The organism is Aliiroseovarius sp. S1339 (genome assembly GCF_023195695.1).
GTDB lineage: Bacteria > Pseudomonadota > Alphaproteobacteria > Rhodobacterales > Rhodobacteraceae > Aliiroseovarius.
In genome coordinates this window covers 178,168-197,994 of the sequence record NZ_JALPQG010000004.1, presented here as the reverse complement: position 1 = coordinate 197,994, position 19,827 = coordinate 178,168, and the positions used below count along the sequence as shown (strand labels likewise).

The following is a 19,827-nucleotide window of genomic DNA, read 5'->3' as shown; positions in this document are numbered from 1 at the left end:
GTCACTAATGTTCTGCGAGCTTTCCTTCTATGCCGTTTCGCGTCAGGATGAAAGGTACGAGGTATCGCTGCCAAGCGGCGTTTGGGCAATCAGTATGGACAAAGACGACAAGCCGACAGCAAAGGAAGATGTCGAGAGCGTGGCCTCTGGCTCTGCTGTTGATACGTCGTCTGTTGAAAAAGACCCGCCAAACTTGGATGGCGTGGCATCACTGCAGGATGAAGATGTGGTTGAGCCCGCTGGAGAAGCCGATGCAGGTGACGCCGACAAAAAAACAGATGAAGATTCCGACGAAACTGGCGTCGATGATGATCCGAACGATGCCGAGGAGCAGGACGCCCCGGCCTTAGAGGGAGCGCTTGTCGCACCCACTCGGTTCGCGCGCTGGCGGGGCGCAAAAGCGTCGCGCCAATCTGAGGAGATCCCGCCCGAGGCACGCGCGCGCCGCCGCAAACGCCTGAAATGGCATTTCGGAATCTGGTCCTTCGTGATGGTTTCCCTCGCGGCGGTATTCCTTGCGCTATTATCAATGTCCGTAACGGGTCATGTTTTTGTCCTGCCGGAATGGGCGACCGAGCGGATCGAGACGAAGATCAACAACCAGACCAACCGCGTGAAACTATCACTGTCACAGGTTGAGCTGGGCGTGACCCGGCTGGGTCTGCCACGTCTGCGCTTGGTCGATTTGGGCGTGCGCGATGAAACCGGGCTTGAAATTGGGCGACTGAACGCGGTCGAAGGATCGCTTTTGCTTGGGCCAGTTCTGTCTGGCCGGATCGAGCCTGCTACCCTGTCCCTCAGGGGCGCGCAGATCACCATTCGACGCAGCCGCGACGGGTCGTTTGATTTGAGCCTCGGGCAGGGGATCGGGGCCAGCGGCGACCTGTCCTCGGTTCTTGATCGTATCGACACGGTGTTTATGACCGGGATTCTGTCAAACACCGACCGCATCACAGCGACGAACCTGACAATCACGTTAGAGGACGCGCGGTCTGGGCGCCTATGGCAGGTTACCGATGGCAAACTTAACGTGACGCAGACCGCGAGGGCGGTCGATATGACGCTGTCCTTCGATGTCTTTAACCAGACCGAGGAATTGGCCGAAACGGTGCTGGGCTTTCGGTCAATAAAAGGCAGTTCGGCTGCGCGCCTGACCGCCACATTCAAGAATGCCCTTGCGCGCGACATCGCCGCGCAAACGCCGCTCTTGACCTTTCTGGGGCTGGTTGATGCTCCGATTTCCGGCGCACTGCGCACGGTGATCGACGAAACAGGCGTGGTGTCTGCCTTGGCGGGCACGTTGGAATTTGGCGCGGGCAGTCTGTCGCCTGATCCTGCTGCCAAACCCGTGAAATTCACCGGCGGTAAGGTCTATCTTGACTATGATCCCGAACGCGAGCGGATGAATTTCACCGAAATGTCGTTGCAATCGGATTGGGGTGAACTTCAGGCCGATGGGCATTCTTATCTGCGTGGCTGGTCGGGCGGGTGGCCGACTGAATTGTTGGGACAACTTAATCTTTCACACGCGCGGATCAGCCCGCCGGAGATGTTCGAAGGCCCGTTGACACTGGGGCAGGGGTCGGCGGATTTCCGGCTGAGCCTTGATCCCTTCCGGGTGGATGTGGGGCAGTTTGCCGTCACGCATGACGGCGCGCTGGCGACGGGGTCAGCCCGGATCGGGATCGGGTCCGAAGGTTGGTCAGTTGCGGTCGACGCCACCGCAGCGCGCATTAGCCCTGCGCAGGTCACCGCCTTCTGGCCGCTGGGCGGCGCACAGCGCACCCGCATCTGGGCGCGCGACAATGTCACCAACGGACATTTTACCGATGTGTCCGTGGCGTGGCGCAAAGAAGAAGGCTTGCCCGCCCACACCGCGCTCAGCGCCGCGTTTCAGGGCGTAAGCGTGCGTGCGGTCAAGGAAATGGTGCCCATTGAAAATGCCACGGGACAGTTCAGTATTGATGGGCGGCGCTTGGTTGTGACAGCCGATCAGGGCGTTCTGCGCCCGTTAGACCGCGAAGATACCGTTGCAGGCGTGCTTGACGCGTCGGGCACCAGTTTCGTGATTCCGCAAATGGCGCGCCGTCCTGCTGACCCGTCAGCACCTCGCCCTCCGGTTCCGGCTTGGGTGGATCTGTCTGTTTCCGGCCCGATGAAAGCCGCGTTGCATTTGCTGGATGACAAGCCGTTTCGGGTTTTTCGCGCAAACCCTGATGGTGCCATCGGCCCCGACATGGCCGGCGGGCGGGTCGAGTTGGGTGGACGGATCGACATTGCGATGCAACCAAAAGTGCCACGCAGCGCCATCAACTACGAGTTGGCGGGCACGCTTAACGACGTCAGCAGCGATCAGATTGTTGCTGGGCGACTGCTCAAACTGCCGCGCACTGATCTGGCCGTCTCCAAGAAAGGCATAAGCATCAGCGGGCAAGGCAGCCTGTCCGGTGTCCCGGTTTCTGGCCGCTGGGTACAGGCGTTTGACGCGGGCAAATCAACTGGCAGTTCGACCGTATCGGGCGAAATGACGCTGGATCAGGCTTTTCTGGATGCGTTCTCGATCAAGTTGCCCAAGGGCAGCGTGACAGGGGCGGCCAAGGGGCAATACGAGATCACGTTGAAACGCGGCGAAGCGCCCCGTATCACGCTGGACGCCCCGCTTGTTGGCCTTGGGTTGAACATTGCCCCGCTTGGCTGGTCGAAGACGCAAAATGGCAAAGGCTCGCTGACCTTGCAGGGGAAACTAGGCAAAGCGCCGGTGATCGAGGATCTGACCCTGCGTGCTGCGGGGCTTGAGGCCAAGGGCAGCGTCATCATGGCTGAAGGCGGCGGGTTGGTGGCCGCGCAGTTTGATCGGGTGACGCTGGGCGGATGGCTGGACGCACCAGTCACGTTGACCGGGCGCGGGGCCGGGCAGCCGGTTGCTGTGACCGTGAAGGGCGGTACGGTTGACATGCGCAAAGCCACGCTGGGGTCAAGCAAGCGCGGCGGTGGGGGAGGGCAGCCCGTACCGGTCTCGCTTTTGCTGGACAGGCTCATCATCTCGAAGGGGATCGCCGTGCACGGGTTCGAAGGGGATTTCACCCAAACCGACGGAGGTTTGAATGGCACGTTTCGCGGGCGCATCGGTGGGGGCCCCGAAATCCGAGGCACCGCCGCACCCCAGCCCAACGGCACCGCGTTTCGTCTGACCAGCAAAGACGCGGGCGGCGTTCTGCGCGCGGCAGGCGTTCTGAAATCTGCCCGCAAAGGGGATATGGAGCTGATCCTTGCCCCCGGCGGCAGCAAGGGCGTATATGATGGCGATCTGAAGATCAAAAACATCGACGTGCACGACGCGCCAGCGATGGCCGAACTTCTGTCAGCCATTTCAGTAGTCGGTTTGTTGCAACAACTGGGGGGGAAAGGCATTCCCTTCACCGATGTCGACACCCGGTTCCGACTGGACCCGGACAAGGTCACCATCTACGAAGGCGCTGCGACAGGCCATTCCATGGGCATCTCGATGGATGGATATTACTTCCTGGGGTCCGGTCAGATGGACATGCAGGGGGTAATCTCGCCCTTCTATCTGGTGAATTCTGCCGGGCGAATATTCGCGCGCAAGGGCGAAGGGTTGGTCGGGTTTAACTACACCCTGAAAGGGACGGCGTCTGACCCGCAGGTCGGCGTTAATCCGTTGTCGCTGTTCACGCCGGGTTTCTTTCGCGACATCTTCCGCCGCAATCCGCCGCCGCGACCGCAGCCGGAGTAAGACACAAGGCGGTCGACAGTAAAGCGTTGACGGGGGTCGGGAAGGCCCCTAAACGCGCCGCCATGAAGCTGAGTGATTTTGACTTTGACCTGCCCGACGACCTGATCGCGACGCGCCCTGCGCGCCCGCGCACGTCCAGCCGTCTTTTGGTGGCCACGCCCGATCAGATCACCGACGCGCAGGTCAGCGACCTGACCCAGTGGCTCAGGCCCGGTGATCGGCTGGTGTTGAACGACACCAAGGTCATCCCCGGTCGGTTGTTCGGCACCCGCACCCGCGCGGGTCAAGCGCCCGGCGAAGGGGTCGCTAAGATCGAGGTGACGCTGTTGTCGCCGGACGGGGCCGGGCAGTGGCACGTCATGGCCAAACCACTGCGCAAGCTGCGCGACGGCGATGTTGTCACCTTCTCTGACGACCTGTCGGCCACTTTCATCGGGCGTGACGGCGAACATGCCGTGATCCGGTTTAATCTGGACGGTGACGCATTCGATGCCGCGCTGATAGACGCCGGAAAAATGCCGTTGCCGCCCTATATCGCTGCCAAACGCGCGGCCGATGCGCGTGACGACGTTGATTATCAGACCGTGTTTGCCCGCCATTCCGGGGCGGTGGCCGCGCCGACGGCCTCGCTTCATTTCGATGATGATCTGCTTGACCAGATCAAGGCGACGGACGTCGGGCTAACCCATGTGACCCTGCATGTTGGGGCAGGCACCTTTCTGCCGGTTAAGGTCGACGACATCACGCAGCACAAAATGCACGCCGAATGGGGGCAGGTCAGCGCGCAGGCGGCGGGTGAGATCGAAGCCACGAAAGCTGCGGGCGGGCGCATCATCCCGGTGGGCACCACCGCGCTTCGGTTGATCGAAAGTGCGGCCACCGCGCCCGGAAAGATCGCCCCGTGGCAGGGCGAGACCGACATTTTCATCACGCCCGGTTTTCAGTTCAAGATCACCGATGGTCTGATGACCAATTTCCACCTGCCTAAATCGACATTAATGATGCTGGTCTCGGCCCTGATGGGCACGGATCGAGTGCGCGCGATCTATGATCATGCCATCGCGCAGCGCTATCGCTTTTTTTCATATGGTGACAGTTCGTTATTGCTGCCGTAAGGGCATGGCCACGGAGACTCCCAGCCGGTGACAGACCTTCACATGTCGTGAAACGTCGTTCTCCGGGTGTAGGGCTTTGTTAGTCTGAACTCTGACGCAAACAGGAGAATCCCATGCTTCAGGTCTTATCGAGCTCGTGGGCTCTGCTTCTTGGCATGATGTTGCTGATGGTGGGCAACGGCGTGCAAGGGACGCTTCTGGGCATCCGGGGCGGGATCGAAGGGTTTTCCACCTTCGAGCTTTCGCTGGTGATGTCGGGCTATTTCGCGGGCTTCCTGTTTGGCTCGCGCATGGCACCGATCATGATCCGTCGCGTCGGCCATGTGCGGGTGTTTGCGGCCCTTGGGTCGTTCATCTCGGCGGTGCTGATCCTGTATCCCACGTTCACCGATCCGTGGGCGTGGACCGCGCTGCGTGTGATCATCGGGTTTTGCTTTTCCGGTGTGTATGTCACCGCTGAAAGCTGGCTGAACAACGCGGCTGACAACGAAAACCGCGGCAAGGCGCTGTCGCTTTACATGTTCGTGCAGATGGTCGGCATCATCGCCGCGCAAGGCCTTTTGGTGATTGGAGACCCCGGCGGGTTTATCCTGTTCATCCTGCCCTCGGTGCTGGTGTCCATCGCTTTTGCGCCGATCCTTCTGTCGGTCAACCCGACGCCCGCCTTTGAAAGCATCAAGGGTTTGAGCCTGCGCGAGCTGTTCGAAATCTCCCCGATGGGCTGTGTTGGCTTCATGCTGTTGGGCGGCGTCTTTGCCGCCCAGTTCGGTATGGCGTCCGTCTTTGGTCAGCAGATCGGGCTGTCGGTCGGGCAAATCTCGGCCTTTGTGTCGGCACTGTTTATCGGCGGCCTTGTGCTGCAATATCCGATCGGCTGGATTTCTGACCGGATGGACCGACGCCTTTTGATCCTGATCGTGACCGCTATTGCCATGGTGGCCGCGCTTCTTCCGGTCGTTTTCGGCGTGCGTTATGAAATCCTGCTGGTGGCCTCGTTCCTGTTGGGCGGGATGACCAACCCGCTCTATGCGCTGTTGCTGGCCTATGTGAATGATTATCTGGAGCCTGAAGACATGCCCGCCGCCTCGGCCGGGCTGATCTTCATCAACGGTTTGGGCGCAATCGCAGGCCCCGTTGTGACCGGTTGGGTCATGGGGGTCATGGGGCCGCTCGGGTTCTTTGGCTATATGGCGCTTTTGCTGTTTGGTTTTCTGGCCTACGGGCTGTGGCGCACAACGCGACGGACTGGACCTGCGCCCAAGGATACAGGTGCGTATATGACCATGTCTCCGGCTGCATCGCCCGTAGCTGCGGATATGGCACAGGAAGTCTGGGCCGATGAGGCGCAAGACGACGACAACTAACGCGATAAATGCGGTACCTTGCACTGTAACCCTCACCCGTTAGGGTGGGGGATGCAGGAGGGCCACACAAATGACTGAGCCGAGAGACATCATCGCCTTCTGGATCGACGAGGTTGGGCCGAAGGGGTGGTACGAAGCCTCGGACGCGCTGGACGAAGAAATTCGTGCGCGGTTCATGGCAGATTGGCAAGCTGCGCACGACGGCGCGCGTGATCATTGGAAAACCAGTGCAGACGGAGCGTTGGGCTTTTTGATCCTGACCGACCAGTTCCCGCGCAATATGTTTCGCGGCGACGCGCGATCCTTCGCGACCGACCCCGCGGCGCGGGCCTGCGCTGACTATGCGATAGAGCATGGGCTGGATATGCAGATCGCACTGCCCGACCGACAGTTCTTTTACATGCCCTTCATGCACAGCGAAGCAATGGAAGATCAGGACCGTTGCATCGCGCTGATGGCAGAGCGCATGGCTGAAACGCCTGGGCAGGGTGACACGCTTCATGCGCGCGTTCATCGCGAGATCATCAATCGCTTCGGGCGCTTTCCTTACCGCAATGACGCTCTGGGGCGCGACACAACACCGGAAGAGCGTGCGTTCATTGACGACGGCGGATATACCGAACTGCGCAAAAGGTTCGAGGCCGAGGGCAGGTAGCCGCATTAGTTGCGTGCGCCCGCCACATATGGTCCTTTGAGGGCTTCAGACCTGCAAGGGTTTCGCTTAACGACTAGCGGGTCTTCCCCTACGTCATTGATCTGCGAAAAAATATAGTTTAATGGCAAACTATCTTTGAAGTGAGGAGATACCCCATGGCGGGCAAGGCTTTTGATACAATCGTTGTCGGTGCTGGTCCCGGCGGATATGTGGCAGCAATCCGCGCCGCGCAGCTTGGTCAAAACGTGGCCATCATCGAACGCGAAAACCTTGGTGGTATCTGCCTGAACTGGGGCTGTATCCCGACCAAGGCGCTGCTGCGATCCGCCGAGGTTTTCCATCTGATGCACCGCGCGAAAGAGTTCGGCCTGTCCGCAGGCAAGGTCGATTACGATCTGCCTGCCATAGTCAAACGCTCGCGCGGGGTGGCCGCTCAGCTGTCCGGCGGCATCGGCCACCTGATGAAAAAGAACAAGGTCACCGTGTTCATGGGCGACGCAACCATCCCCGCCAAAGGCAAGGTGTCGGTTAAGTCGGACAAAGGCAGCGAAGAGTTGACCGCCAAGAACATCGTGGTGGCCACCGGCGCGCGCGCGCGCGAATTGCCGGGGCTTGAGGCCGACGGCGATCTGGTCTGGACCTATCGCCACGCCCTCAACCCGCCGCGCATGCCCAAAAAGCTGCTGGTCATCGGATCAGGTGCCATTGGCATCGAATTTGCCAGCTTCTTCAACACGTTGGGTGCGGATACGACCGTCGTTGAAGTCATGGACCGCGTGTTGCCGGTGGAAGACGCCGAGATTTCCGCCTTCGCCAAGAAGTCCTTCGTGAAGCAAGGTATGACGATCATGGAAAAGGCCATGGTCAAGCAGTTGGACCGCGCCAAAGGCAAGGTCACAGCCCATATTGAGGTCGGCGGCAAGGTCGAGAAGCTTGAGTTTGACACCGTGATCTCCGCTGTCGGCATCGTCGGCAATGTGGAGGGGCTGGGGCTGGAAGAATTGGGCGTGAAGATCGACCGCACCCATGTTGTCACGGATGCGCATTGCCGCACGGGTGTCGATGGCCTGTATGCAATTGGCGACATCGCTGGCGCACCGTGGCTTGCCCACAAAGCCAGCCATGAAGGCGTGATGGTCGCGGAGTTGATCGCCGGTCTGCACGCACATCCCGTGAAGCCCGAAAGCATCCCCGGCTGCACCTATTGCCACCCACAAGTCGCCAGCGTCGGCCTGTCTGAAGCGAAAGCGAAAGAGCAGGGATACGACATCAAAGTTGGCCGTTTCCCCTTCATTGGCAACGGCAAAGCCATCGCCATGGGCGACCCCGAGGGGATGGTCAAAACCATCTTTGACGCCAAGACTGGCGAGCTTCTGGGCGCGCATATGATCGGCCCCGAAGTGACCGAAATGATCCAAGGCTACGTGGTGGGCAGAACGCTTGAGACCACGGAAGAAGAGCTGATGCACACGGTCTTCCCACACCCGACGATCTCGGAAAGTATGCACGAGGCTGTGCTGGACGCATACGATCGCGTCATTCATATGTAAGATACGGAAAAGGCCGGACTAAATGCCCGGTCTTTTTTGGTGCGCGCGGATGGCCACACGGGGCTGACCCCTGTTTAGGCCAGAACCTCATCCAGCTTGGCCAAGATTGCCGTCCAGCCTCCAGTATGGTTGTCTCGGCTTTCCTCTGACGGAAAGCGGACGTGCTTTAAGCGCAAGTCTGTCCCGCCGTCTTTTGGTTTAAGATCCAGTGTCACGACCGAGTTTTCGGACGTGCTTGCATGTGATTCCCAAGTGAATTGCAGCTTTTTGGCGCGATCTATGATCCGATATTCACCCTCATGGGGCAGATCGCCCGCGTCGGGCACCCGCATTATGATCTTGAAACGCCCGCCAACTTTGGCGTCAGCGCTGGCCTCGGGCACCGTAACCCCTGCACCGGCGATCATGAATTTTGACAGCATCTTTGGGTCAAGCCACGCGTCGAACACGCGTTCGGGCGGGTAGGGGATGTGGCGGGTGATTTCCAGGGATAGATCAGTCATTTTCGTCCTCCTTCAAGGCAGCTTCGAGGGCATCCAGCCGCAGCGCCCAGATCGAACGCAATTCGGCAAACCATTGATCGATTTCGGAAAGGGGGGCCATTTGCACCTCGATCAGATGCTCGCGCCATTCAGTACGCCGCGTTGCCAACCCGGCCGCTTCAAGCACTTTGATATGCTTTGAAACCGCGTTCAGGCTCATGTCGAAATGGCGCGCAATATCTGTGACCCTTAACGGCCCTTCCTGAGCCAACAGGGTCAATATGGCACGCCGTGTCGGATCAGCCGTGGCTTTCAATACCACGCTTAGGTGGCCAGTGTCCTTTCGTTCAACCATAAGGGTGAATAACTTACCCAATCCCATCAGTCAACCCAAAAGATGAATGATAGCCCAAGCAAGATAGCGCCAACACGTGACTTGCGCTCTGATGTTGGGGATCGCAAGCAATGAACACGCGATGCACGTCTTAAAATTCAAAAAGTAAATATTAGGTGGATCGAATGGTGACGTGATATCAAGTTCACCTTACGTTCTTACTTTTGGCTTGTGTGATCCAACCCGGTCGCCTATCCGTAAACCAACGTGAACAGGGGGCATCATGGCCGAACTGAAAGAAATTCAGGTTCGCGGCGCGCGCGAGCATAACTTGAAATCCATTGACGTGGACATTCCGCGCGATCGGCTGGTGGTGATCACCGGGCTGTCCGGGTCGGGCAAGTCGTCGCTGGCGTTTGACACGATCTATGCGGAAGGTCAGCGGCGCTATGTCGAAAGCCTGTCCGCCTATGCGCGCCAGTTCCTTGATATGATGCAAAAGCCGGATGTGGATCACATTGCGGGACTTTCGCCTGCGATTTCGATTGAGCAAAAGACGACCTCGAAGAACCCGCGTTCAACCGTCGGCACTGTGACCGAGATTTATGACTATCTGCGTCTGCTGTTTGCCCGTGCCGGAACGCCGTTTTCACCTGCCACTGGATTGCCGATTGAGGCCCAGCAAGTGCAAGACATGGTCGACCGCGTGATGAACATGGAGGAGGGCACCCGTGCTTATCTTCTCGCCCCCATCGTGCGGGACCGAAAAGGCGAATATCGCAAGGAATTTCAAGAGCTTCAGAAGAAGGGATTCCAGCGCGTTAAGGTAAACGGAGAGTTGCACGAGCTTGATAGTCCCCCCACGTTGGACAAGAAGTATCGGCACAATATCGACGTGGTCGTGGACCGCGTTGTGGTGCGCGAGGGCATGGATCAGCGGCTGGCCGACAGCTTCCGCACCGCGCTGGATTTGGCCGATGGAATCGCACTGTTGGAAACCGCCCCGACCGAGGGTGAGCCAGAGATTTTCACCTTCTCGGAAAACTTCGCTTGTCCCGTGTCAGGCTTCACAATTCCTGAAATCGAGCCGCGCCTGTTTTCGTTCAACGCACCGTTCGGGGCGTGTCCGGTCTGCGACGGGCTGGGCAAAGAACTGTTCTTTGACGAACGCCTCGTCGTACCGGATGCCACGCTGCAAATATATGACGGCGCACTGGCCCCGTGGCGCAAGGGCAAGTCGCCCTACTTCCTGCAAACCATCGAAAGCATCGCGCGCCATTACGAGTTCGACAAGAGCACACCGTGGAAAGATCTTCCCGAACATGTGCAGCAGGTGTTCCTGTATGGCTCGGGCGAGGAAGAGATCAAGTTCCGCTTCGATGAAGGCGGGCGCGTCTATGAGGTGACCCGTCCTTTCGAAGGCGTCATTCCCAACATGGAACGCCGCTATCGCGAGACGGATTCGAACTGGATTCGCGAAGAATTTGAACGCTACCAGAACAATCGCCCTTGCGGGGCCTGTGGCGGCTTCCGCCTGCGCGACGAAGCGTTGGCGGTGAAGATCGGCGGGCTGCATGTGGGGCAGGTGGTTCAGATGTCGATCCGCGAGGCGCTGGACTGGATCGAGGATGCGCCAAACCACCTGACCGTCCAGAAGAACGAGATTGCCCGTGCGATCCTGAAAGAAATTCGCGAACGTCTTGGGTTCCTGAACAATGTGGGGCTGGAATATCTGACACTCAGCCGCAACTCCGGCACGCTGTCGGGGGGCGAAAGCCAGCGTATTCGTTTGGCCAGCCAGATCGGGTCGGGCCTGACGGGGGTGCTTTACGTGCTGGATGAACCCTCGATCGGGTTGCACCAGCGCGACAATGGGCGGCTTCTGACCACGCTGAAAAACCTGCGCGATCAGGGCAATAGCGTGATCGTGGTTGAACATGACGAAGAAGCCATTCGTGAGGCGGATTACGTGTTCGACATGGGCCCCGGCGCGGGTGTCCATGGCGGTGAGGTGATCGCCCACGGCACACCTGACGACATTGCGGCCTGCGACGCCTCGATCACCGGGCAGTATCTGACCGGCAAGCGCGAAATCGCGGTTCCGACGCGTCGGCGCAAGGGCAATGGAAAGTCGGTGAAGGTGGTGAAGGCCACTGGCAACAACCTGCAAAACGTGACCGCCACATTCCCGCTGGGCCAGTTTGTCTGCGTGACCGGTGTGTCGGGTGGGGGCAAATCGACGTTGACGATTGAAACGCTGTTCAAGACCGCCTCAATGCGTCTGAACGGTGCGCGCCAGACACCTGCGCCCTGCGAAACCATCAAGGGGTTGGAGCATCTGGACAAGGTGATCGACATCGACCAGCGCCCCATCGGGCGCACGCCGCGGTCCAACCCCGCGACCTATACCGGCGCGTTCACCCCGATCCGTGACTGGTTCGCGGGCCTGCCGGAATCCAAGACCCGCGGCTACAAGCCCGGACGCTTCAGTTTCAACGTGAAAGGCGGGCGGTGTGAGGCCTGTCAGGGCGACGGTGTCATCAAGATCGAAATGCACTTCCTGCCCGATGTTTATGTCACTTGCGAGACCTGCAACGGTGCGCGCTACAATCGCGAGACGCTGGAAATTAAGTTCAAAGGCAAAAGCATCGCCGACGTTCTTGATATGACGGTTGAGGATGCGCAGACCTTCTTTCAGGCCGTCCCGACCATCCGCGAAAAGATGGATGCGCTGATGCGTGTCGGGCTTGGCTATATCAAGGTGGGCCAGCAAGCGACGACGCTGTCCGGCGGCGAAGCGCAGCGGGTGAAGCTATCGAAAGAGCTGTCCAAACGCTCCACCGGGCGCACGCTTTATATCTTGGACGAACCGACCACGGGCCTGCATTTCGAGGATGTCAGGAAGCTGCTTGAGGTGCTGCACGAGTTGGTTGATCAGGGTAATACCGTGGTCGTGATCGAGCACAATCTGGATGTGGTGAAAACGGCCGACCACCTGATTGATATCGGTCCCGAGGGCGGCGACGGGGGCGGGTTGATCGTGGCGACTGGCACACCGGAAAAGGTGGCGCAGGTCGCTGAAAGCTACACGGGTCATTATCTGGCGCAGATGCTGACGCCGATGCGTAAAGCGGGCGAGTGACAAACAAAAAGCCCGGCAAATATGCCGGGCTTTTCAGTCTTACTTCCAACTCAGCGTCTTAACCGTCGAAATCGGCTTCCTGCATCAATTTCAGGGCGTCGGCGCGGTGTCCGGCCACTTCCATCAGATTCAATCCATCCGGCGTGAAGCTGCCCCAGTTTTGCACGATCTCGTCGGCTGCGACATCAGGTGCAATCGGGTATTCGAAGTTCTGTGCGGCGTAAATCTGCTGCGCTTTCGGTGATGCGAGGAATTCCATCAGCTTGATGGCGGTTTCCTTGTTGGGCGCGTGTTTGGTCAGCGCCATGCCCGATACGTTCACATGGGTGCCCGATCCCTCGAAGACCGGGAAGACGACATTGACGCTGTCGGCCCATTCCTTTTGTTCGGGGTCTGACAGCATCTTACCCATGTAATAAGTGTTGCCGATCGAAATGTCGCATTCGCCAGCCCAGATCGCCTTGACCTGCGCGCGGTCATTGCCTTGCGGTTTGCGGGCCAGATTGGCCTTCACGCCTTCGATCCAGGCGCGGGTGGCTTCTTCGCCGTTATGGGTCAGGTGTGCGGCGACAAGGCCCAATGTATAGGCGTGGGTGCCTGACCGCGTGCAGATACGACCTTTCCATTTCGGGTCGGCCAGATCTTCGTAGGTGGTGACTTCACCGTCAGCGACGCGGTCTTTCGAGGCATAGACGATCCGCGCGCGCGAGGTCAGGCCGAACCATTCATTGCCCGGATCGCGATAGGCGGCGGGAATGTTGGCCGTCAGGGTTTCGTTTTCGACCGGCTGGGTCAGGTCGGCTTCGACCACGGCGGCCAGACGGGCGAAATCGACGGTCATGATCAGGTCAGCCGGGCTGCGCTTGCCTTCGGCTTGCAAGCGTTCGATCACGCCGTTCTTCAGGAAGGCCACATTGACCGGAATGCCGGTTTCTTCCGTGAAGGCATCCATCAGCGGCTGGACCAGCTCGGGCTGACGGTAGGAATAGACGTTGACCTCGTCCGCGCTGGCAAGGGCGGGGGTCAGGGCTGTGGCCGCGGTCAGGGCCATGGCGAGTGTGCGGACAGTTTTCATCGCGCGATCTCCTTGTTTCGATGACGCTGCTTAAATCCGAGTCTTTTGCTGGGGTCAATACCTGATTAATTTAATCGGGAATATTTTTTGCGGCCCGCTCAGCAACCTTCTCGGCGTCCCACAACGCATCCATTTCTTCCAGCGACGCATTGTCAGGCGCGCGCCCGTCTGCGGCCAGTCGGCGTTCAATCCCCTGGAAACGGCGTTCAAACTTGGCGTTCGTATGGCGCAGCGCCTCTTCCGGCTCGACATTCAGGTGGCGGGCCAGATTGGCGACGACGAACAGAAGGTCGCCCAGTTCTTCGCGCACCTCGTCTTGGCTGAGGCTGTCGCGCGCTTCGGTCAATTCGCGCGCTTCTTCGGAAATCTTGTCCAGCACCGGGCCAATGTCAGGCCAGTCAAATCCCACCCGCGCGGCGCGTTTTTGCAACTTCACCGCCCGAAGCAGGGCGGGCAGGCCGATGGCGACCCCGTCCAACACCCCTTGTTGTGCCTTCTCGGCGCGTTCTGCCGCTTTGATCGTTTCCCAGTCGCGGGTCTGCTGATCGGCGGACTTGTCGCGGGACTCGCTGCCGAACACATGCGGGTGGCGGGCGACCATCTTGTCGGACATGGTGTCGGCGACGTCGTCAAAGCTGAACAGCCCGGCCTCTTCCGCCATTTGCGCATGAAAGACCGACTGAAACAGCAAATCACCTAATTCGCCTTTTAGTTCGTCCCATGCTTCACGTTCGATCGCATCCGCGACTTCATAGGCTTCTTCGATCGTATAAGGCGCGATGGTGGCGAAGCTCTGTTCAATATCCCATGGACAGCCAGCCTTGGGATCACGCAGGCGGCGCATGATCTCGCGCAGGCGATCCATGCCCCCTTGTGGGTCATGGACCAGAACGTCGGAGGGGGAAAGGTCTTGGTTTTTGCTCATTGCGTGGGCGTCCAAATCAGGATTGTCTTGTCTCACCCTTGATAGGAGGAAGTGATGGCGATCATCAACCGCATTGGCGAATTTGCCGAGGATATGAAAACGTGGCGACGCTGGATACACGCCCATCCAGAGCTGGGGTTGGAGTGCCACGGCACTGCCGCTTATGTGGTCGACAAGCTGCGCACCTTCGGGGTGGACGAAATTCACGAAAAAATTGGCGTCTCGGGCGTGGTGGCGATCATCAACGGGCAGGGCGACGGGCCGACCATTGGCCTGCGCGCCGATATGGATGCACTGCCGATGGACGAGGCGACGGGGCTTGGCTATGCCTCGACCGTGCCGGGGCGGATGCATGCCTGCGGCCATGACGGACACACGACGATGTTGCTGGGAGCGGCGCGCTATCTGGCTGAGACTCGTAATTTCAAGGGTCGCGTCGCGCTGATTTTCCAGCCGGCCGAGGAAAATGAAGGCGGCGCGAAATATATGTGCGACGAAGGCATGATGGATCGCTTCGAGATTGCTGAGGTCTATGCCCTGCACAACATGCCGGGGCATGAATTGGGCATGTTTTACACCACGCCGGGGCCGATCATGGCGGCGGTAGACACTTTGACCGTGAAGGTAACCGGGCGCGGTGGCCATGCTGCCTATCCGCAGGATTCAGTCGATCCGATTATCGCGGTTGTTACGATGGTGCAGGCGCTGCAGTCCATCGTCAGCCGCAATCTGTCGCCGATGGACAATCTGGTGATCTCGGTCACGATGATCGGCGGCGGCACGGCGGACAACATCATTCCCGAGGATGCGTGGTTCGGTGCCACAATCCGGTCGTTCACGCCAGAGGTGCGCGAGATGGCGCAAAGACGCATCTGCGAGCTGATCGAAGGGCAGGCGGCCAGTTTTGGGGTCAGCGCCGATATCGACTATGAACTTGGCTATCCGCCCACAGTGAACGACGCCGCATCGGTTAAAAAAGCCGTCGCGGTCGCCAAAGAGGTTAGTGGCGAGGACCGCGTGCGCCCCGATCAGGGTCGCGAGATGGGGGCCGAGGATTTCGCCTATATGCTGGAAGAACGTCCGGGCGCGTATCTGTTCCTTGGGCAGGGCAAGGATCGTGCCGGAGTGCATCATCCCGCCTATGATTTCAACGACGAGGCCGCGCCTTATGGGGCCAGCTTCTTTGCTCGTCTGGTGGAGCGTCTGAGCCCAGTCTAGGGCGCGCTTGTTACCCTCTCTAATTTGATCAAATTATCTGGTCAGCCGCACCGGGCTGTGATAAATCGACGTGAAACAGAGGAGGCGATCATGGCTTTGGAAGATGCAAAAACGCAGGTGGACAGTGCGATAACACGGGACGGCTTCAAAGGGCTGGCGTTTGAAAACACCTTTGGCGGGGTGCCGTCCTTTTTGCGCCGCACCTATACCAAGGATCTGACCGGCGTCGATATTGCTGTCACCGGCATTCCGTTTGACCAAGCCGTCACCAACCGGCCCGGCACCCGCCTTGGCCCGCGCGCCATCCGCGAGGCGTCCAGCCTGCAAGCACCCGATCAGGCCTATGGTTGGGATTTCGATGTGATGAGCGAATTTGCCATTGCCGATTATGGCGATCTGGCCTTTGACTACGCACATGTCGACCAGTTCCCGGCGGCGCTTGAAGCACATGTCACCGGCATTCTGGATCAGGGGGCCGCGTGTTTGGCGCTTGGCGGCGATCACTACATCACCTTCCCGATCCTGCGTGCGCATGTGAAAAAGCACGGACCCCTCAGCCTTTTGCAATTTGACGCCCACACCGACACATGGCCCGATGACGACATGACGCGCGTGGATCACGGGACGATGTTTTATAAGGCCGTGAAAGAGGGGCTGATTGACCCGGCGCGGTCCGTTCAAGTCGGCATCCGCACCCATAATGCGGACACGTTGGGTGTGAACATCATTGATGCGCGCGAGGTGCATGAAACTGGACCGGATGCGGTGGTCAAAAAGATCAAGTCGATCCTTGGCGATCACAAGACCTATCTGACCTTCGATATCGACGGGCTTGATCCGGCCTTTGCACCGGGCACCGGCACGCCGGTTTGGGGTGGCCTGACCTCGGCACAAGTTGCGATCATCCTGCGCGACTTAGCGGGTATCAATCTTGTCGGTGGCGACGTTGTTGAGGTTTCACCGCCGTTCGACGCCTCCGGGGCCACTGCGATCGCGGGCGCTCATGTTGCGATGGAAATTATTAATCTGTGGGCCTTTACGCGGCGAGGTTAATGTTGTTGACGCAGGATGCAGCGCCTGATTGGATTTGACCTGCGAAGAACACCCGGTTTGCAAGACCGGCTGACCACAGGCGCACGCCGCAATCGCCTTGCAGGATTGGGCTTGCAGGGCTTGCGCCGCTCCTCTATCGCTACCAACAGTTGATTGATCCCAATCCGCGGGGGCGGAGGGTCAGGGGGCGTGTGTGAATTATCTTGTTGCTGCAATTCTGGGTGTATTATTTTTGGCGGTTTTAGGACTTGGCTGGGTGCGTCTTTCCCCTTTGCCGGCCGATCGCTTTTCGATGCGTTCCGGACCACAAGAACCCGGCACCCACAAATTACCGGGCGGCGTGAAATACGTGATCCCGCTGCGCATCCTGCCGGAAGGCGCGTTGGACCATCTGGCATGGATCGCATCGGAATCGCCGCGCAGTCGGATAAGGTATCAGGAAGACGACTTGTTCGCCGTTGTGACCCGATCACGCCGACTAGGATTTCCCGATATTACCGTGGCCTGGGTGGCAGATGGTTTGCTGCATATTCATGCCCATTTGGTCTATGGAAAATATGATATGGGCGCGAACGAACAGCGTGTTGAGGCGTGGCTCGACACGCTCAGACATCTTGATGACGACATGGAAGATGAATTCTGATTATAGCGGCGTCAACACGTCCGGGACAGCGCTGGCGGGAAAATCTGCTTCGCTCCGCACTTGTGCGGATACGCAGCTTTTGCCTGTTTCGCGCCACATCGGGACATTCAAGCTCATCTCGCAGCGTGCCATGAAGGCGCGACCATCGACGAACAGGCAAATACTCTCGCCCAACTCGATCCGGCTGCCTGATTTGTCTGTGCAATAACAGTCAATGACTTTGCCACCCGGCGCGGCAACATCGGCCAGAACCGGGGACGCGAGCCATCCGCCCGCAACGATCACAAGGGGCAAAATCCTGAACATGGCTTAGTTTAGCACATCTGCGCCTCTTGACCAAACCTTTGGGATGGGGGACACCGCGAAGATGGTTCCTATGGAAAAACTCTCAGCGATCACGGAACGGTTCGAGTTTCTGGAAGCGCGCATGGCTCAAGGCCTGTCTGGCGACGAAATCGCCCAGGTCGGGCGTGAGTATTCCGAACTGAAACCGGTGGTCGAAGAAATCGCCGCCTATCGCCAGCTTCTTGACGCCATCGCGGACGCCGAAGCGATGATGGACGACCCCGACATGCGCGAATTGGCCGAAGAAGAGCTGCCCATCCTGAAAGAGCGCCTGCCTGATGTTGAACAGGCCATGCGCCTTGTCCTGTTGCCCAAGGACGCTGCGGACGCACGCCCTGCGATGATCGAAATCCGCCCCGGCACAGGCGGGGACGAAGCGTCACTGTTCGCCGCCGACCTTCTGCGGATGTATCAGCGCTATGCTGAGGCGCGTGGCTGGAAGTTCGAGATTATGGAGCAAAGTCTGACCGAATTGGGCGGCGTCAAAGAGGTCGTGGCCCATGTGAAGGGCGAAGGCGTGTTCGCGCGTTTGAAATACGAAAGCGGCGTGCACCGCGTGCAGCGTGTGCCTGAAACCGAAAGCGGTGGGCGTATTCATACCTCGGCGGCGACCGTCGCGGTGCTGCCTGAGGCCGAGGATGTGGATATTCATATTGATCCCAATGACTTGCGGATCGACACGATGCGCGCGTCTGGGTCGGGCGGCCAGCACGTGAACACCACCGACAGCGCGGTGCGGATAACCCACTTGCCGACCGGCATCATGGTCACCAGCTCGGAAAAAAGCCAGCACCGCAACCGTGATATCGCGATGCAGGTTCTGAAAACCCGGCTGTTTGATCTGGAACGCCAGCGCGCCGACGACGCGCGCGCCGCCAACAGAAAGGCGCAGGTCGGGTCAGGGGACCGGTCCGAGCGCATTCGCACCTATAATTTCCCGCAAGGCCGGATGACGGACCACCGGATCAACCTGACGCTTTATAAGCTGGATCAGATTATCGCAGGAGATCTGGACGAGGTGATCGAGGCCCTGATCGCCGAAGATCAGGCCGCCCAGCTGGCCGAAATGAACGGATGACCACCGGGTCGGACCTATTGGTGGCGGCCACGCAGACCTTGCGTGCGGCGGGCGTGGACGATCCCGCCCGCGACGCACGGGTTTTGCTGGCCCATGTGCTGGGCATTGATCGCAGTCGCCTGACGCTGGTTCTGCCCGACGAGGTTGAGGATCATGCCGCCGCCGCGTTTGGCCGCGTCATTGAGGCGCGCGCCGCCCGCCAGCCCGTCGCCCAGATCACCGGCACGCGGGCGTTCTATGGGCGCGATTTTATCGTGACACGCGACGTGCTGGACCCGCGCCCTGACACCGAACTTTTGGTGGACACCGCGCTGGAAACACCCTTTGAAACGGTTTTGGACCTTGGTACAGGATCGGGCTGTATCCTTCTGACATTGCTGGCAGAAAATCAACTGGCAGACGGGCAGGGGGTGGATGTGTCCGCTGCCGCTTTGGTGGTCGCCAAGCGCAACGCGCGAAGCTTAGGCGTCGCGGATCGGGCGCGGCTTACCGAAGGATCGTGGTTCGACGCGGTCAAGAAAGGCGCACAGTTTGATCTAATCGTCTCAAACCCGCCCTATATTTCGGCTGAGGAAATGACCACGCTCGTACCAGAAGTGGCGTCGTGGGAGCCGCGTCTGGCGCTGACACCGGGCGGGGATGGGCTGGCGGCATATCGCGCGATCACCTCGACCGCGCCGCGCCATCTTGTGCCCCGAGGGCACTTGATGGTCGAGATCGGCGCCGGCCAAGCACCAGCCGTCAAAAACCTGTTTGAGGCGGCAGATTTTACCGCGATCCGGGTTCTGAAAGACCTGTCTGGGCATGATCGTGTTGTCGTTGGCCAGTGGGTCGGTGATCAGCCTTAAGACAGCGACTAATACCTTGGATTGGCGGGGATACGCCACACAAACCTGCCAGAATCCGGCAAATTTCGCCGTTTCGGGTGGTTTTTTCCAGATAAGTCTTGTGTTTCGATGGTCCGCGTGACAATCAGGTTTTAGCAGTGTTGCAGTCCTTGCGACAGCCGCTGCTGGTAAGCCCTACAATTCGAACGATATGGCGCAGATTGCTGCCTTGTTCGAAAACACAGCGCGGCCATTGTACCGCGCGCT

The 19,827-nt window shown here is 59.3% G+C and carries 16 protein-coding genes; 11 read left to right on the top strand and 5 right to left on the bottom strand.

What is annotated here, in order from left to right; genetic code table 11:
* The first annotated feature begins 94 nt into the window (after positions 1 to 94).
* The 5 genes from MUY35_RS07635 to lpdA all read left to right on the top strand — a co-directional run bounded on the left by MUY35_RS07635 (position 95) and on the right by lpdA (position 8,438).
* A complete protein-coding gene (locus MUY35_RS07635) occupies positions 95 to 3,754 on the top strand; it encodes an AsmA-like C-terminal region-containing protein (RefSeq protein ID WP_248365319.1) in 3,660 nt (1,219 codons plus the stop codon).
* Between the two features lie 62 nt (positions 3,755 to 3,816).
* Positions 3,817 to 4,869 (top strand): tRNA preQ1(34) S-adenosylmethionine ribosyltransferase-isomerase QueA, encoded by a 1,053-nt coding sequence (queA, locus tag MUY35_RS07630; RefSeq protein ID WP_248365317.1) that lies wholly within the window; start codon positions 3,817 to 3,819, stop codon positions 4,867 to 4,869.
* 113 nt (positions 4,870 to 4,982) lie between these two features.
* Positions 4,983 to 6,233: an MFS transporter gene (locus MUY35_RS07625; RefSeq protein WP_248365313.1), complete on the top strand. Its 1,251-nt coding sequence runs from the start codon at positions 4,983 to 4,985 to the stop codon at positions 6,231 to 6,233.
* Positions 6,234 to 6,303: 70 nt separating this feature from the next.
* Complete coding sequence (locus tag MUY35_RS07620) at positions 6,304 to 6,888, top strand: DUF924 family protein (protein WP_248365310.1); 585 nt, start codon at positions 6,304 to 6,306, stop codon at positions 6,886 to 6,888.
* Between the two features lie 155 nt (positions 6,889 to 7,043).
* Positions 7,044 to 8,438 (top strand): dihydrolipoyl dehydrogenase, encoded by a 1,395-nt coding sequence (gene lpdA, locus MUY35_RS07615; RefSeq protein ID WP_248365307.1) that lies wholly within the window; start codon positions 7,044 to 7,046, stop codon positions 8,436 to 8,438.
* Positions 8,439 to 8,512: 74 nt separating this feature from the next.
* Here the strand turns inward: lpdA and MUY35_RS07610 are convergent, their stop codons facing one another.
* On the bottom strand, positions 8,513 to 8,941 hold the full coding sequence (locus MUY35_RS07610) for an SRPBCC domain-containing protein (RefSeq protein ID WP_248365305.1): 429 nt from the start codon (positions 8,939 to 8,941) through the stop codon (positions 8,513 to 8,515).
* On the bottom strand, positions 8,934 to 9,275 hold the full coding sequence (locus MUY35_RS07605; RefSeq protein ID WP_248365302.1) for a metalloregulator ArsR/SmtB family transcription factor: 342 nt from the start codon (positions 9,273 to 9,275) through the stop codon (positions 8,934 to 8,936). The genes MUY35_RS07610 and MUY35_RS07605 overlap by 8 nt, the downstream gene beginning before the upstream one ends.
* Before the next feature lie 262 nt (positions 9,276 to 9,537).
* Between MUY35_RS07605 and uvrA the strand changes: the two genes are divergently transcribed.
* Positions 9,538 to 12,396, top strand: a complete 2,859-nt coding sequence (uvrA, locus tag MUY35_RS07600) for an excinuclease ABC subunit UvrA (RefSeq protein WP_248365299.1) — start codon at positions 9,538 to 9,540, stop codon at positions 12,394 to 12,396.
* A 58-nt stretch (positions 12,397 to 12,454) separates the two neighbouring features.
* On the opposite strand, the gene MUY35_RS07595 is transcribed toward uvrA, so the two are convergent.
* Together MUY35_RS07595 and mazG are read right to left on the bottom strand one after the other, a co-directional pair.
* Entirely contained in the window at positions 12,455 to 13,471 is a 1,017-nt protein-coding gene (locus MUY35_RS07595; RefSeq protein ID WP_248365288.1) for a Fe(3+) ABC transporter substrate-binding protein, read from the bottom strand.
* Positions 13,472 to 13,541: 70 nt separating this feature from the next.
* A complete protein-coding gene (mazG, locus tag MUY35_RS07590) occupies positions 13,542 to 14,396 on the bottom strand; it encodes a nucleoside triphosphate pyrophosphohydrolase (RefSeq protein ID WP_248365286.1) in 855 nt (284 codons plus the stop codon).
* 54 nt (positions 14,397 to 14,450) lie between these two features.
* On the opposite strand from mazG, the gene MUY35_RS07585 reads away from it, so the two are divergent.
* The 3 genes from MUY35_RS07585 (at position 14,451) to MUY35_RS07575 (ending at position 17,310) form a co-directional block, all read left to right on the top strand.
* Complete coding sequence (locus tag MUY35_RS07585) at positions 14,451 to 15,614, top strand: M20 aminoacylase family protein (RefSeq protein ID WP_248365283.1); 1,164 nt, start codon at positions 14,451 to 14,453, stop codon at positions 15,612 to 15,614.
* Positions 15,615 to 15,704: 90 nt separating this feature from the next.
* Positions 15,705 to 16,667, top strand: a complete 963-nt coding sequence (speB, locus tag MUY35_RS07580; RefSeq protein ID WP_248365281.1) for an agmatinase — start codon at positions 15,705 to 15,707, stop codon at positions 16,665 to 16,667.
* A 193-nt stretch (positions 16,668 to 16,860) separates the two neighbouring features.
* Positions 16,861 to 17,310, top strand: a complete 450-nt coding sequence (locus tag MUY35_RS07575; RefSeq protein WP_248365278.1) for a DUF1499 domain-containing protein — start codon at positions 16,861 to 16,863, stop codon at positions 17,308 to 17,310.
* Here the strand turns inward: MUY35_RS07575 and MUY35_RS07570 are convergent, their stop codons facing one another.
* Positions 17,311 to 17,616, bottom strand: a complete 306-nt coding sequence (locus tag MUY35_RS07570; RefSeq protein ID WP_248365264.1) for a hypothetical protein — start codon at positions 17,614 to 17,616, stop codon at positions 17,311 to 17,313.
* Between the two features lie 61 nt (positions 17,617 to 17,677).
* On the opposite strand from MUY35_RS07570, the gene prfA reads away from it, so the two are divergent.
* Together prfA and prmC are read left to right on the top strand one after the other, a co-directional pair.
* Complete coding sequence (gene prfA / locus MUY35_RS07565; protein ID WP_248365263.1) at positions 17,678 to 18,733, top strand: peptide chain release factor 1; 1,056 nt, start codon at positions 17,678 to 17,680, stop codon at positions 18,731 to 18,733.
* Positions 18,730 to 19,581 (top strand): peptide chain release factor N(5)-glutamine methyltransferase, encoded by an 852-nt coding sequence (prmC, locus tag MUY35_RS07560; protein WP_248365261.1) that lies wholly within the window; start codon positions 18,730 to 18,732, stop codon positions 19,579 to 19,581. Before prfA ends, prmC begins: the two co-directional genes overlap by 4 nt.
* The last annotated feature ends 246 nt before the right edge of the window (positions 19,582 to 19,827 follow it).

Bases quoted from the DNA above. Each gene is read 5' to 3' on its own strand.
- MUY35_RS07625 (WP_248365313.1), top strand. From the start codon at position 4,983: ATGCTTCAGGTCTTATCGAGCTCGTGGGCTCTGCTTCTTGGCATGATG.
- queA (WP_248365317.1), top strand. From the start codon at position 3,817: ATGAAGCTGAGTGATTTTGACTTTGACCTGCCCGACGACCTGATCGCG.
- mazG (WP_248365286.1), bottom strand. From the start codon at position 14,396: ATGAGCAAAAACCAAGACCTTTCCCCCTCCGACGTTCTGGTCCATGAC.
- MUY35_RS07585 (WP_248365283.1), top strand. From the start codon at position 14,451: ATGGCGATCATCAACCGCATTGGCGAATTTGCCGAGGATATGAAAACG.
- prfA (WP_248365263.1), top strand. From the start codon at position 17,678: ATGGTTCCTATGGAAAAACTCTCAGCGATCACGGAACGGTTCGAGTTT.
- uvrA (WP_248365299.1), top strand. From the start codon at position 9,538: ATGGCCGAACTGAAAGAAATTCAGGTTCGCGGCGCGCGCGAGCATAAC.
- MUY35_RS07595 (WP_248365288.1), bottom strand. From the start codon at position 13,471: ATGAAAACTGTCCGCACACTCGCCATGGCCCTGACCGCGGCCACAGCC.
- prmC (WP_248365261.1), top strand. From the start codon at position 18,730: ATGACCACCGGGTCGGACCTATTGGTGGCGGCCACGCAGACCTTGCGT.
- MUY35_RS07605 (WP_248365302.1), bottom strand. From the start codon at position 9,275: ATGGTTGAACGAAAGGACACTGGCCACCTAAGCGTGGTATTGAAAGCC.
- MUY35_RS07620 (WP_248365310.1), top strand. From the start codon at position 6,304: ATGACTGAGCCGAGAGACATCATCGCCTTCTGGATCGACGAGGTTGGG.
- MUY35_RS07570 (WP_248365264.1), bottom strand. From the start codon at position 17,616: ATGTTCAGGATTTTGCCCCTTGTGATCGTTGCGGGCGGATGGCTCGCG.
- MUY35_RS07635 (WP_248365319.1), top strand. From the start codon at position 95: ATGGACAAAGACGACAAGCCGACAGCAAAGGAAGATGTCGAGAGCGTG.
- lpdA (WP_248365307.1), top strand. From the start codon at position 7,044: ATGGCGGGCAAGGCTTTTGATACAATCGTTGTCGGTGCTGGTCCCGGC.
- speB (WP_248365281.1), top strand. From the start codon at position 15,705: ATGGCTTTGGAAGATGCAAAAACGCAGGTGGACAGTGCGATAACACGG.
- MUY35_RS07610 (WP_248365305.1), bottom strand. From the start codon at position 8,941: ATGACTGATCTATCCCTGGAAATCACCCGCCACATCCCCTACCCGCCC.